The sequence below is a fragment of the Desulfuromonas versatilis genome, assembly GCF_019704135.1.
Classification (GTDB): Bacteria; Desulfobacterota; Desulfuromonadia; order Desulfuromonadales; family NIT-T3; genus Desulfuromonas_A; species Desulfuromonas_A versatilis.
In genome coordinates, this window is record NZ_AP024355.1 from 3,313,526 (window position 1) to 3,326,717 (window position 13,192).

Consider the following 13,192-nt stretch of genomic DNA (forward strand, 5'->3'; position numbering starts at 1 on the left):
TTTCCCTTCGGTTTTCAATAGGCAAATTCGCGAAACCTCGCCACCGCCTCGGGGATCTGCTCCTCGCGGATGTTGCCGAAGGCGAGCCGCAGGTAGTTCTCCAGCCCGGGGCCGAAGACCTCGCCGGGCAGGCAGATGAGGTTGGCCTGCTCGGCCAGGCGGCGGGCCACCTGCCTTCCGCTCTGTCCGTCGAAGGGGTGGCGCACCCAGGCGAAAAACCCGCCGCTGGCCGCCAGGCGAAAGGGGTTGCCCGGCACGTTGAACTCGGCGCGGAAGCGGTCATGGCGCCGCTGCATCATGGCGCGGTTGGCCGCGACCCAGCCGTCGAGGTGCTCGCAGCCGAAGCGCACGGCGTGCTGGGTGACCCGGGGCTGGCAGACGGCCATGGAGTCCTGGGCCTTGAGGGCGTGGTGGATGAACAGCTCGGAAGCGATCAGCGCCCCGGCCCGGTAGCCGGTCAGGGCGAAGGTCTTGCCGAAGGAGGCGAGCTGCACGAAATGCTCGTCCCAGTCCCGGTCGGCGAACAGCTCGTGGGGCGGGCCGTCGACAAAGGCGTTGTAGGTTTCGTCCAGCACCAGGGCGAGGCCCCGACTCCGGGCCAGTTCGAACAGGGCCCGCACCGTCGCCGGGGGGATCACCGCCCCCGAGGGGTTGCTGGGCGTCACCAGCAAAATCGCCCGGGTCCGCTCGGATATCAGTCCGGCGAGCACCCCGGGATCGGGCAGCCCCCCGCGGGCCTCGTCGAATGGGGCGAACACCGGGCGGATGCCCAGGGTCTGCAGCCCCATGGCGTGGTCGAAATAGCAGGGGGCCTGCAGGATCACCTCGTCCCCCTGCCGGCAGAGCACCGCCATGGCCAGCCAGAAGGCCTGGCTGGCGCCGATGGTCAGGCAGAGCTGGCCGGGGCGGGGCGCGGCGCCGTAATGCCGGGCGTACCAGGCACAGACGGCCTCGCGCACCTCGGGCAGCCCCTCGTCTGGGCTGTACTTGGAAGTCGCGGGGTCGTCAAGCACTCCTTTGAGGTGCTCGACCAGTTCCGCCGCGGGGGGATAGTCGGGAATCGCCTGGCACAGATCGACCAGCGGCCGCTGCGCCGGGAACGCCCGCCCGGCGACCCACCCCTTCACCTCGGAAATGGGTGGAAAATGCACCTTTTCGATATTGGAAGAAATCCCGAATTTCATCGCCCCACCAAATACTGACCACGGTCCACTGGTCACCGTCAACGGCAGTTCAAGCCCGCCTTATCACCTCCACCAGCAGTTCGGCCACCCGCGCCATGTCGGCGACCTTGACGCATTCCTCCACCGAGTGGACGTTGGTCATGCCGGTGCCGAGGATGACGGTCTCGATGCCATGGCCGTTATAGATGTTGGCGTCCGAACCGCCCCCCGCCGAGCGAACCTCGATGGACCGCCCGAGGCTGGCGCCGGCCTCTTCGACCAGACGGATGATCCCGGCGTCCCGCGGCACCGCCATCAGCGGGTAGTCGGAAACCACCTCGCTTTTTACCTGGGCCTGCACCGTCCTCCCGTCGATCTCCACCGCCAGCTCGCGGGCGGCCTGTTCGAAACAGCTGAGCATGTGTTCGGTCTGCCGGGCCAGCTTGCCGGCGTCGTGGCTGCGCGCCTCGCCGACCAGGGCAACCCTTTTCGGGACGATATTGGATGCCAGCCCCCCCTCGATGGAGCCGATATTGGCGGTGGTTTCCTCGTCGATGCGCCCCAGCTGCATGCCGTCGATGGCCCGGGCCGCGACGCGGATCGCCGAGAGTCCCTTCTCCGGGCTGATCCCGGCGTGGGCTTCCCGGCCGGTGATTTCGAATTCGAGCTTGTTGGCGCAGGGCGCCCGGTGGATCACCAGGTCGACCCCCGAGGTGTCCAGGGCCAGACCGCGGCGGGCGCTCACCTTGCTCAAGTCGAGCAGCTTGGCACCGAGCAGGCCGACCTCTTCGCAGATGGTCACCACCACCTCGATGGGGCCGTGGGGGATGTTCTGCTCGCGGACCACCTCCAGGGCCTCGATGATCTCGACGATGCCGGCCTTGTCGTCCGCCCCCAGCACCGTGTCGCCGGCGCTGGTGAACACGCCGTCCTTGAGCACGGGAGTCACCCCTTCCACAGGGCCGACCGTATCCATGTGCACCGAAAGCATGAGCGGTTCGCACGATTTTCCGTGGGCGGCAAAGCTGGCGATCAGGTTGCCGCTCTGGCTTCCGGCTCGGGGTCCTGCATCGTCCATGACCACGACGGCCCCCAGGGCCTCGAAGCGCTTCCGCAGGTATTCGGAAATCTCCCCTTCGCAAAACGAGGGGCTGGGTATCGCGGCCTGCCGGGCGAATTCGGCCGCCAGGCGTTCGTTATTTATCATGCTCGAAGGTCCTCGCTGTCAGTTGGTTGAGTTCCATTTCACCCCCAGGGGGAGGGGGCGCGCGCTGCCTGTTAAATGGCGCCCTCACCCCTTTGTGTAGCCCATTTCCCCCCGGGTTTCAACATAATTGCTCCGGCGACCGGACCCGACCGGTGGGGCTGGACAAAAACCGGCCGATGCTGGTAACATGCCCCCTCTTGCATCGCTTGGGGTAACCCTGAGCCGGATTACATTGACGTACAGATAGGTCCGCAGAGGAAAATGAACCTGAATCACGATTTTAATCCTCCCAGGAGGGGAAATCTGCACCCGCGCCGGAAGCATTGGCCGCTGGCCGTGTTGCTGCTGGCATCGATTGCCGCTCTGGTATTTTTTCTACTCCCCGGCCAGACCCCCGACCCGGAAAACGAAGCCCGGGCTCCGGAGCCTGCGGCCCTGCAATCCCCGCCTCCGGAACCGGAGCCGAAGCGGGAGGTCCTCGAGGGGAACATCAAGCCGGGCGACACCATCACCTCGCTGCTGGGGGGGTATTTCAGCCCCCAGGAGATCCATGCCCTCAGCGGGCAGAGCCGCAAGGTCTTTCCCCTTTCCGGGATCTGCGCCGGCCAGCCTTTCAAGATCTGCACCGTCGACGGGACCTTCGACAGCTTTGAATACGACATCGACCGGGACCAGCAGCTGATCATCCGCAAGGCCGAAGAGGGTTACGACATCCAGAAGATCCCCATCGAGTACGCCGTCAAAACCGACCTGGTTCGCGGCACCATCACCTCGAGCCTGTTCGAGGCCGTTTCGCAGAGCGGGGAGAGCGCCGAACTGGCCATGGCCCTGGCCGACATTTTCGCCTGGGACGTCGATTTCATCCGCGACATCCGCCAGGGGGACAGCTTCCAGGCGCTGGTGGAAAAACGCTTCCGCGAAGGTGCGCCGGCCGGCTACGGCAAAATCCTCGCGGCGGAATTCACCAACCAGGGGTCGACCTTCCGGGCCTTTTTGTATAAAGACGGGGACCGTTCGGCATCCTACTTCGACGCCGACGGCAACAACGTGCGCAAGGCCTTCCTCAAGGCGCCGCTCTCCTTCACCCGCATCTCCTCGGGCTTTACCCAGAAACGCTTCCACCCCATCACCAAGACCTGGAAGGCCCATCCGGCCATCGACTACGCCGCGCCCACCGGAACCCCCATCAAATCCGTCGGCGACGGCACCATCATCAAGATCGGCTACACCAAGTACAACGGGAATTTCATCAAACTGCGCCACAACAGCTCCTACGAAACCCTGTACCTGCACATGAGCAAATTCGCCAAGGGGATGAAGCAGGGCAAAAGGATCGAGCAGGGGCAGGTGATCGGCTACGTCGGCAGCACCGGCCTGGCCACCGGCCCCCATCTGTGCTTCCGCATGTACAAGAACGGCTCCCCCGTCAACCCCTACAAGGTCAAATCCCCGGCCTCGGCTCCGATCGCCCGCGAACGCCTGCCCCAGTACAAGGAGGCCATTGCGGCGCTGATCGACAAACTCGAGACCGGCCAACTGCAGCACGCCAAGGTGGCCGACAGCAGTGACGCATCCTCCCAAAGCAATTGACCGGCGACGCCAGCCCGGCTGGCGTCGCCCCTCCCCTCTCCAGCCAGACCTGCCCCCGCTACCGGCACCATCCTTGCTTTCAACCTGGTTTAACTCTAAACTGTGTAAGCATACTGGCCACTTGGGTCCAGCCCAGAGCCAAGTCCCGTTTCCGACTCACATTTTCGGCGGAGCGTCCCCATGGCCCTGAAACTCGGTGAACTGCTGGTCAAGGAAAAACTCCTCAGCGCGACACAACTCGAGGACTCGCTCAGAAACCAGGTGATCTTCGGCGGCCGGCTGGGAACCAATCTGATCGAAATGGGCCTGCTTTCCGAAACCCAGCTGGCCCAACTTCTGAGCAAGAAACTCGGGGTCCCTTACGTCAACCCCGAGCATCTCATGACCATCCCCGAGCAGGTGATCAAGCTGATTCCGGCCGAAATCGCCGGTAAGTACCGGGTCATCCCCCTGCGCCGGGACAACCGACGGCTTTACGTCGCCACCGCCGACCCCACCGATTATAAGGCCATCGAGGAGATCGCCTTCCGCACCGGCTTCATCATCAAGCCGGTGGTCACCACCGAACTGCGCCTGATCCTGGCCCTGGAGAAATATTACCGGATCCCGCGGGAGAGGCGCTATGTCCCGACCAGCAGCGAACCGGGGACGGAACCCGAGATCGAGACACCCACTGCCCGGCCCTCCCCCGAGGCGGGCCACCCCAGCGGGATTCTGCTGAGTGAGCCGGCCGAGGCGGACTCGGCATGGTACATGGCCATCGAGGATCTGGCGGCCGAAGCGGCTGAAATGCCGGCGGAGAAGGTCTGGGAACTGCTGGCCCAGGCAAGAAACCGCGAGGATATCGCCGATACACTGACCAGCTACCTGGGCCGACAGTATTCGGGGGCCGCGCTGTTTCTGTTCCGCGATCAGGCGGCCTGCGGTTGGCGGGCCAAGCGCGAGGGGGAGACCCTGGACGATTTTTCTGCGCTGCAGATCCCGCTGGAGACCCCTTCGGTGTTGGCGACCATCCACCAGGGGGCCAGCTATTTCCTGGGCCGGCTGCCCGAAACCGCGGCCAATGCCAGAATCAGCCGGGCGCTGGGGGCCCAGGCAGCGCCCCAGGCGCTGCTGGTGCCTCTTAAGCTGGCCAATCGGGTGGTGGGGGTCCTGTATGTCGACGACAGCCGCATTGCCCTGGGCGAGTCGCTTCTCGATTTGAAAAAACTCGCCGCCAAGGCAGCCATGGCTTTCGAAATCCTTATCCTCAGAAACAAAATCCTGATGACTTGAGCCGGCCGGCCGCCGGTCCGAAAAAAAGGAGTAAAAAATGAAAAAACTGGCACTCGGGTTGCTTATCGTAACGATGGTTGCCGGATGCCTCACCTCCGGCCATACCAATCAATCCGCTTCCGGCTCCACCCGGCCGGAATCCCAGGAGATCATGGAGTTTGCCGGGACAGTCGTCTTTGTGCCGCTGGAGGGCGGTTTTTACGGAATCCTCGATGATTCCGGAAAACGCTTCGACCCGCACAACCTGCCCGAACAGATGCGCCAGGATGGGCTTCGCGTGCAGGTCAAAGCGCGCCCGGTGACCGGCGCCGTGGGCTTCCACATGTGGGGAACCATCGTGGAAATCCTGGAAATCCACCCAAAATGACTGGGTCCTGAGCAGCGATTCGGGAACCTGAAAGGCCTTAGAGACTAAATGGACACCCCTCCGCCTCAATCTACCAATCCAGGGCAGGCGTCCAACCATGCCAAGGTCGTAGAACTATCCAAAAAGGGCTACCAGCAGTTCAAGCGAAACCGCTACAGAGAAGCCAAGGAAACCTACCGCCAGGCCCTGGAGCTCGACCCGCACAACCCCTACGCCCTGACCGGCCTGGGCGACGTATTGCGCCAGCTCAAGGACTATCGAGGCGCCGAAGAGTCCTATCGCAAGGTCCTCGAGCAGAACCCGCGCAACCTGTTCTCCCTGCGCGGGCTCGGCGATACCATGCGGGACGTGGAAAACTACGCCGCCGCGGTCGATCTCTACCGCAGCTACCTCGAACTGCGCCCGGACGACATCTTCGTGATCACCCGCCTGGCCGACAGCTACAAGACCCTCAACCGCAACGACGACGCTGAAAAAACCTACCACCGGGGCCTGGGGGTCAACCCCCGGGACCACTACCTGTTGATGGGCCTGGCAGACCTTTACCACAAGATGGGCAGCCACGAATTGGCCATCGAATTTTACGAAAAGGTGCTCGAGCTCAGCGGACCGATGGTCAACATCCATACCATCGTCGGCAACCTGGCCCGCCGCCGCTGCGAATTCGACCGGGCCGAATTTCATTACCGCAAGGTACTGGAACAGGAGCCGAACAACACCTATGCCCTCTACGGCCTGGGCGACACCTACCGCTGGCGGCGGGACTATCCGAAGACCATCAAATACTGGGAGCGGATTCTGGAATTATCCGAGGGGACGGTGCAGATGCTCTCGCGCCTGGGCGACGTCTACCGCAACCTGGGAAGTTACCTGGAGGCCGAGCGAACCTACCTGCTGGCCCTGAGCAAAGGGTACGAAAAATTCTCCCTGCTCGGCCTGGCCAAGCTGCGCTGCCTGCAGGGGCGTCTCGACCAGGCCCTGGCCTGCTTTGACGAATTTCTCAAGAAAGAAGGGGCGGACCGCAAGATCATCTTCGAACTCGGCGACCTGCTGGTGCGTACCGGGCGCCAGGAAGAGGCCCTGGCCTTCTACCGCCATGCCCAGTCGAAAAAGGAACTGCCTTCGCGGATGCGGGAAATGGTCGAAGAGCAGCTCGCCAAGCTCGAGGAGGGAGGCCCCTAGGCACCCGCCCCCGATTGAAAGGGAAGCGTGAATTACCTGCTGCATCTCTACCTGGCCGATCCCACCCCGGAGAGCCTGCTCGGCAACCTGATGGGCGATTTCGTCAAGGGGCGGCTGGACGAGAGCATTTCACCCGAACTTCGCCAGGGGATCACCCTGCACCGCCGCGTCGACAGCTTCGCCCACGACCATGACCTGGTCAGGCGCAGCAAAAACCGCATCTCCCCGCGCTACGGCCATTACCGTAGCATCATGGTCGATATCTTCTACGACCATTTCCTGGCCCGCAATTGGCAGCGCTACGCTCCGATGCCCCTGGAAAGCTTCGCCGCAGGCGTCTACCGGCTGCTGCAGGAACGCGAGGCGCAGCTGCCGACCGGCCTGCGGCGCATCGCCCCGCGGATGATCGCCCACAACTGGCTGGTCTCCTACCGCGACGTCCAGGTCATCGGCCGGGTGCTGGCAGGGGTGTCGGGCCGCCTGCGGCGCGCCAACCCCCTCGCCGAAGGGCTCGGCGAACTGACCCGCAACTACGATGTTCTGCAAGAGGATTTCGAGACCTTTGTGACCGATCTCGAGGCGTTCGTCGCCGAGATCAAGGCCGGCGGGGTGCCGTAGAGCTAGGGCAACGGTATGTCGGTGAAATTCACCAGCCGGATGTTGCGGTTTCTGATCGCCTCGAGCACATTGGGGTCGCACAAGGCGCTCAGTTCCTGCATGCGCCGCGGCGAGGAGAACCCCGAGCCCTCCGGGAGCCGTGCATAGCCGGGATGGCACATCAGTTCGCTGGTCCCCTCCGGCAGCCGGTCAAGCAGTGCCAGCAATTCATCCACCCGGCCCGGGCGGGGAAAATGGATGCCGGCAAAGTGCTGCGGGAAAACCAGCCCCGCCGCCGAGAAAACCCGCGCCGCCTGGCCTGCCAACTGGCCGAAAAAGGCCCCCTTGACCCCGCGCCGCGGCGACCTGCCCCAAACCGATTCCAGCGGAAGCCGGATCCGCAGAATGCCGTAACGCCGGGCCAGACGTGCCGCCACCTCGGCGAGTTGGGGGAAAACGTGGATGTGGTTATGCCCGTCAAGATGACTGGGCTCAATCCCGCGGGCCTGGGCAGCTTCGATCTGAGCCGCCCATTCCGCCTCGACCTCATCAGGGCGGTAGCCACCACAGAGGGCCCGGCGCCAGGCCTGTTGCTTGGGGAGAAAGCAGCCCCTGGCATCGGTCAGGGTGGCCGACCCGCCCAGGATGGGCCGCCCCTCGCTTAGGTTGAGGTGAACCCCGATCCCCCTGCCGAAGGCCGCCTTCAGCGACCGGGTCAGCCCGACTTCCCACCCCTGGTTTGTCAAAATCGTGACACTCGTGACAATCCCTTGACGTGCCGCAGCCAGAATTCCCAAGCTCCTTTGCCGGTCGCAATGGAAATCATCGGCGTTGACGATCAGCGCTCGGGGCGAAGGTGGCAGGCTGTCCGCCCGGCTCGCAGCGGCCATTACAGAAAATGCTCGAACAGCTGGGTGAGTTTGCGCAGGTGTCGCCGCTCCTCGTCGGAGATGACCTCGAAGACCCGGCAGGCATGCTCGTCGGACAACTCGCGCTGCAGGATCAGGTAGCGGTCATAGGCATTGGTTTCAACGGCAATGGCCAGCTCGACGATGTCCTTGATCTGCCGGCCCCGCGCCCACTCCAGGGCCTCTTCGACAGCTACCCCCCCTTCCATCATCCCGCGCCGGGGTTCGGCGCTCAGCACTCCGGAGGGAAAATCCTCCCTGGCCGGCCGCCCGGCCAGCCCTTCGTAAACGGCCAGCAGGGTCGCCTTGTGATGTTCCTCGGCAGTTGTCAACTCCCGGAACAGGCTGGCGGCTTCACGGTCCTGGAGCATCTCCGCGAGCTGGGCATAAAAGCGGCGGGCGCCCTCCTCCAACCACCAGGCCAGGGCGACATACTGCTCAGGGGTCGAGGCGAGATCGAAATAGGCCAGGTCGGGTTCGGGCGCCCCGCGGGCGACCAGGCCGTCCCAGGCCTGCAGCCCGCCCCCCAGGTTCCAGACGTCGGCGAAGCCGGCGTTCTCCAGAACCGCAGCCGCGGAGCGGCTGCGCACCCCGGAGGAACAATAGACGATGGTGGTTTTTCCCCGGTCCAGGGCCAACAGCCCCTCTTCCAGTTGCCCCATGGGGATCAGCACGGCCCCGGGAAGATGCCGCTTCTGGTATTCCGCGGGTTGACGCACATCCACCAGGTGGAATTCGTCCGGATGGTGGACGGCCATAAATTCCTTGGCCTGCTGGGCCGTCATGCTGCGGACCGGTCTGAAAAAATCAAGAATTGCCATACACAGCCTCTTCCCCGCCTAGAGTTTCAACCCCGCGGCGCTCCTTGCCAGGGGAACGCCCTGGCCGATATTCTCAGCCGAACAGAGCACCCCATCGGAATCGCCCACAAAAAAAGCGGCCACCTCCTAAGAGGATAGCCGCCAAGAAAAATTTGTCAACAAAAACAAAAGGTTAAGAACAAGCAGCGGAGGTCTTGGCGGTTCAGAAACCGCCTCGCTTCTTTTTCCGGGAGAGTTTTCCGGCGATCCAGCCGACGAAGAACACCCCTCCACCCGCCAGGAACCACTGCAGCATCCCGGTGCGCAAAAGGCTTTCGTTCTCCTGCCGCAGCTGCTCCACCTCGGCCAGGATGCGATGGTTCTCTTCCTCGAGACGCTCGGCCTCCTGGGCCAACTGCAGCACATTCTCCGATTTGCTGCGCAGTTCGTCGTAGCGGCCGGTGACTGCCTGGAGTTCCGTTTCGGCCTGGGCAAGCTTCTGCGCCAGCGCGTCCGCCTGTTCCTGCAGCTCGGACTCGGAGGCGGCGTGGGACTGACGGTTGTCCTTGAATTGGGAGGCCAGCTCGGTGCGCCTCTGCTCAATGTCGTCTATTTTTCCCCGCAGGCCGGCGATTTCCGCTTCCAGGCGGGCGATCACCTGTGTCTTGGGGATATCCCGGCTCAGGTACTGCTTGAGGACGTAGCCCTCCGCGCCTTCCTGCGTGCGTACCCGGACATATTCCCGGTCTTCTTCCAGAACCTCTACGGGGGTATCGGTCTTGAGGGTTTTTACGATCTGGTATTCGCTCCCCTTGCCGGCGCGCAGGGTGATGATCAACTGATCGGAGACATAGCGGGTTTCGGCTTGCGCCGCAGTGACCAGCACGGTAGTCAGCAGCAGGCCGGCCAGGCCGCGGATTGATTTCATACCCTCCCTCCAGGCAATACGGCTTGTGAATTCAACGTCTGCCGGATGATAACGCCAAAGGGGCAATAATCGCAAGGAGTTAGTATGGCCTGTCCGGAAAAGCCGCTGCCGGGTCACCTCAGCTCATAAATGAAACTGTCCACCAGGTCGAGGCCCGCGGTCATCACCTCGGTCTGCACCTGGTAAAGCCCCCGGCTGCTGCAGTAGATGCCGGCGGCAAAGCCGCCTTCCACCGGCAGTGCCCGCGCCTTGATCCGGGTCCCCTGCGGTCCGATAACGTCGTATTTCACCTCGGCCGAATAGATCAGCTCGCCGGCCGGATCGGAAAGAAACACCACCAGTTCGGGACCAACCGTCAACCCCTCCGCGGGAAGCTCCGAAGCTTCCGCTGGCGAGAGTTGACCGGAGGGCTGCCTGAAGGCCAGCCGATAGTCTAAGCGATGTCCCTGGACGACGGAGGTGTGAATGGGTTCGAAACGGCCGCCCGGGCCGAAGGCGTCACCGCCATGAAAGCCGGCCTGACCGGCATAGGCCGCCAGAGCCATGGCGACGCCGATGGCCAAGACCACCAGGCTTCTGATGATGTTGCTTTCCATGAAAACTCTACTCCTCGAGCTCGGTGTCCCGCCTTACCCCGGGACCATTGAGCAACCTGCATGCCCATGTGAATTTATCGTTTAATTACCGGTTCATGCGCGACCGCTCGGCAACCCGACCGGGGTCGCCGGGCCCGCCCCTCGGCGAATCCGTCGCCAGGATGCGACAGGCTTAAGGAAAATGGGGACAAACGCCTTAACGGCCAGGGTTCAGGACGTATGCCGATGGCGACACTGCCTTGCGGCACCAAGACTCCGCGGACAACGGTCGTGCAAAAAGCCGGCGCCCCGGATGCAGGGCGCCGGCAGAGCGGTCGGATCAATCGATCAGACAAACAAATTGATCGCTCAAGGACCCCTTTTCGGTTTTGACTTCCGCCTGAACCAGGTAGGTGCCCGGCGCCTGCCAGTCCACCAGGGCCCGGTACCCTCCCCGCGCTGCCTCGGCCGAGGCGACCCGCTTTTCTCCCTGGGGGTTGACCACCGTGTATTTCACCGCCGCGTCACGCACGGGCCGACCGTCGGGCCCGCCGATAAACAACAGCAGTTCGCCTTCCTGGGTTCGGGATTGGGAAGCCGGGTCGACCAGCATGAAGGCGAGGTTGAACCCCTCGACGGTGGCAATCCTGACCTCCCTGGCTTCGTTGGACGGGGCGCCGGCCTGGGTCCCCCCCAGGGAGGCCTGGCCAACCTGGGCGCTCAGCAGCAATCCGCCCAGCGCAACCAGGGCCGCTGTGCTGCGCCAGCCCCGATGACGAAAAAGGCCCGGACGACCGGGTCTGGTATGCGGTGTTTCACTTATCCATTTGGTCATTTTTTTCCTCCAATTTTCATTTGGGCGGCGGACCGCAGGCGCAACCCCGCCGCAGGGATGACAGGCCCCCCCGGGCCGGGCCCGGAAGCGCACTGACCCTGTCTTGAGCAACGCCCGTGCCAGTCCGTTTTTCTACTATAATTTCAGCTGTTTATGCCGAAGTGACAACGTTTAATGGCTGCCGATGTGCCCGGGTTTCCCCGACACTTGTTGGGGGAATTTCTGACCAGTGACTAATTTATAATAATTTCGGCAGGTTAGCCACGACCAACCCCTGTCTCGAATTACTGACAGGGGTAAGGAGGCACGCTGGAAACGGCCTCGGAAAAAAGCAAAACCCCCTTCCGGAGAGGCTCCGAAAGGGGGTGTCGTCGAATGCCGACCAGGCGGCGCACGCCGCCGGCCCCGGGTCAGCTTTTGAACATGGTGGGCACGATGTGGTGGCGCTGCAGGAGCTTGTAGAAGTCTGTCCTGTTGCGCTTGGCCAACCGTGCCGCCTGGCTGACGTTGCCCCGGGTGATCTGCAGCAGGCGCACCAGGTACTCCTGCTCGAACTTGCGGCGCGCCTCGGCGAAGGAGGGGATTTTCTCGGGATTGTCCCGGATGGCGCTTTTCAGCAGGTCGGCGGAAATCACCGGGGTGGTCGCCAAGGCCACCGCCTGCTCGACCACGTTGATCAGCTGGCGGATGTTTCCCGGCCACTGGGCGGCCAGCAGCACCTCCATGGCTTCCGAGGAGAAGCCATTGATCTTCTTGCGGTTTTTCTTGGTGAGTTTGACCAGGAAGTGGTTCGCCAGCAGCGGGATGTCTTCCCGGCGCTGGGCCAGGGTCGGCAGTTCCAGGGAGACCACGTTGAGCCGGTAATAAAGGTCCTCGCGGAATTTCCCCTCGGCGAGTTCCTTCTCCAGGTTGCGGTGGGTCGCCGAGATGATCCGCACGTCGACGGGAATGGCGCGGGTCGAGCCCAGCGGACGCACCTCCTTCTCCTGCAGCACCCGCAGCAGCTTGACCTGCAGCGGCAGGGGCATGTCGCCGATCTCGTCGAGGAACAGGGTGCCGCCGTGGGCCGATTTGAACAGGCCGGCATGGTCCTGAACCGCCCCGGTGAACGACCCCTTGGTATGCCCGAACAGCTCCGACTCGAGCAGGGCTTCGGGGATGGCCCCGCAGTTGACCGCCACAAACGGTTGATCCTTGCGCGGGCTGGCCAGGTGAATGGCCTTGGCCAGCATCTCCTTGCCCGAGCCACTCTCGCCCAGCAGCAGAATGCTCGAGCCGCTCTCGCCGGCCAGCTTGGCCTTGGCCAGCAGGTCTTCCATGATGGGGCTCTGGGTGATCAGGTCCCTGCGCCATTCGGAACCGACCTCTCCCAGGTCGCGGCCGGGGCCTGCGGAGACCTTCAGCGCCTTTTCCACTTCCAGGATCAGGTCACGGCCGTTGAGGGGCTTGGTCAGAAAAGAAAAAACCCCCTGTTTGGTGGCTTCGACAGCATCGGGGATGGAGCCGTGGGCGGTAATGATGATGACCGGAATGGAGGAGTTGATGTCGCGGATGGCCTGGAACAGGGCCATGCCGCCCATCCCCTCCATGCGCAGATCGGAGATCACCAGGTGGGGACGAAAGACGGTGAACTGGCCCAGGGCCTTCTCACCGCTCTCGGCGGTGCTGACCTCGTAGCCGGCGCCCCCCAGGCGCATGGAAAGCAGGCGGAGCAGATCCGGGTCGTCGTCGACCAGCAAGATCCTGAACTTTGAGTCGGGCATGG

The 13,192-nt window shown here is 63.4% G+C and carries 13 protein-coding genes; 5 read left to right on the forward strand and 8 right to left on the reverse strand.

Going from position 1 to position 13,192, the window contains the following annotated elements; all coding sequences use genetic code 11:
- Nucleotides 1–14: 14 nt before the first annotated feature.
- A complete protein-coding gene (locus DESUT3_RS14825) occupies nt 15–1,184 on the reverse strand; it encodes an aminotransferase (protein WP_221249250.1) in 1,170 nt (389 codons plus the stop codon).
- Nucleotides 1,185–1,233: 49 nt separating this feature from the next.
- A complete protein-coding gene (locus DESUT3_RS14830) occupies nt 1,234–2,370 on the reverse strand; it encodes a M20/M25/M40 family metallo-hydrolase (protein ID WP_221249251.1) in 1,137 nt (378 codons plus the stop codon).
- Between the two features lie 336 nt (nt 2,371–2,706).
- Between DESUT3_RS14830 and DESUT3_RS14835 the strand changes: the two genes are divergently transcribed.
- The 5 genes from DESUT3_RS14835 (at nt 2,707) to DESUT3_RS14855 (ending at nt 7,402) form a co-directional block, all read left to right on the forward strand.
- Nucleotides 2,707–3,960, forward strand: a complete 1,254-nt coding sequence (locus tag DESUT3_RS14835) for a M23 family metallopeptidase (protein ID WP_225911521.1) — start codon at nt 2,707–2,709, stop codon at nt 3,958–3,960.
- Between the two features lie 180 nt (nt 3,961–4,140).
- Nucleotides 4,141–5,235: a GspE/PulE/PilB domain-containing protein gene (locus tag DESUT3_RS14840; RefSeq protein ID WP_221249253.1), complete on the forward strand. Its 1,095-nt coding sequence runs from the start codon at nt 4,141–4,143 to the stop codon at nt 5,233–5,235.
- 37 nt (nt 5,236–5,272) lie between these two features.
- Entirely contained in the window at nt 5,273–5,602 is a 330-nt protein-coding gene (locus DESUT3_RS14845; RefSeq protein WP_221249254.1) for a hypothetical protein, read from the forward strand.
- Nucleotides 5,603–5,650: 48 nt separating this feature from the next.
- Nucleotides 5,651–6,784 carry a tetratricopeptide repeat protein gene (locus tag DESUT3_RS14850; RefSeq protein WP_221249255.1) on the forward strand — a complete coding sequence of 378 codons (1,134 nt, stop codon included), beginning with the start codon at nt 5,651–5,653 and terminating at the stop codon, nt 6,782–6,784.
- A gap of 27 nt (nt 6,785–6,811) precedes the next feature.
- A complete protein-coding gene (locus tag DESUT3_RS14855; protein ID WP_221249256.1) occupies nt 6,812–7,402 on the forward strand; it encodes an acyl carrier protein phosphodiesterase in 591 nt (196 codons plus the stop codon).
- Nucleotides 7,403–7,404: 2 nt separating this feature from the next.
- Here DESUT3_RS14855 and DESUT3_RS14860 read toward each other — a convergent pair whose 3' ends face one another.
- The 6 genes from DESUT3_RS14860 to DESUT3_RS14885 all read right to left on the reverse strand — a co-directional run bounded on the left by DESUT3_RS14860 (nt 7,405) and on the right by DESUT3_RS14885 (nt 13,190).
- A complete protein-coding gene (locus tag DESUT3_RS14860; RefSeq protein WP_221249257.1) occupies nt 7,405–8,271 on the reverse strand; it encodes a carbohydrate deacetylase in 867 nt (288 codons plus the stop codon).
- Nucleotides 8,271–9,110: a rhodanese-like domain-containing protein gene (locus tag DESUT3_RS14865; protein ID WP_221249258.1), complete on the reverse strand. Its 840-nt coding sequence runs from the start codon at nt 9,108–9,110 to the stop codon at nt 8,271–8,273. The genes DESUT3_RS14860 and DESUT3_RS14865 overlap by 1 nt, the downstream gene beginning before the upstream one ends.
- A 202-nt stretch (nt 9,111–9,312) precedes the next feature.
- On the reverse strand, nt 9,313–10,017 hold the full coding sequence (locus DESUT3_RS14870; protein ID WP_221249259.1) for a TIGR04211 family SH3 domain-containing protein: 705 nt from the start codon (nt 10,015–10,017) through the stop codon (nt 9,313–9,315).
- Nucleotides 10,018–10,130: 113 nt separating this feature from the next.
- Complete coding sequence (locus DESUT3_RS14875; protein WP_221249260.1) at nt 10,131–10,613, reverse strand: hypothetical protein; 483 nt, start codon at nt 10,611–10,613, stop codon at nt 10,131–10,133.
- Nucleotides 10,614–10,932: 319 nt separating this feature from the next.
- Nucleotides 10,933–11,427, reverse strand: a complete 495-nt coding sequence (locus tag DESUT3_RS14880) for a hypothetical protein (RefSeq protein WP_221249261.1) — start codon at nt 11,425–11,427, stop codon at nt 10,933–10,935.
- A gap of 410 nt (nt 11,428–11,837) precedes the next feature.
- Entirely contained in the window at nt 11,838–13,190 is a 1,353-nt protein-coding gene (locus DESUT3_RS14885) for a sigma 54-interacting transcriptional regulator (protein WP_221249262.1), read from the reverse strand.
- Nucleotides 13,191–13,192 lie beyond the last annotated feature (2 nt).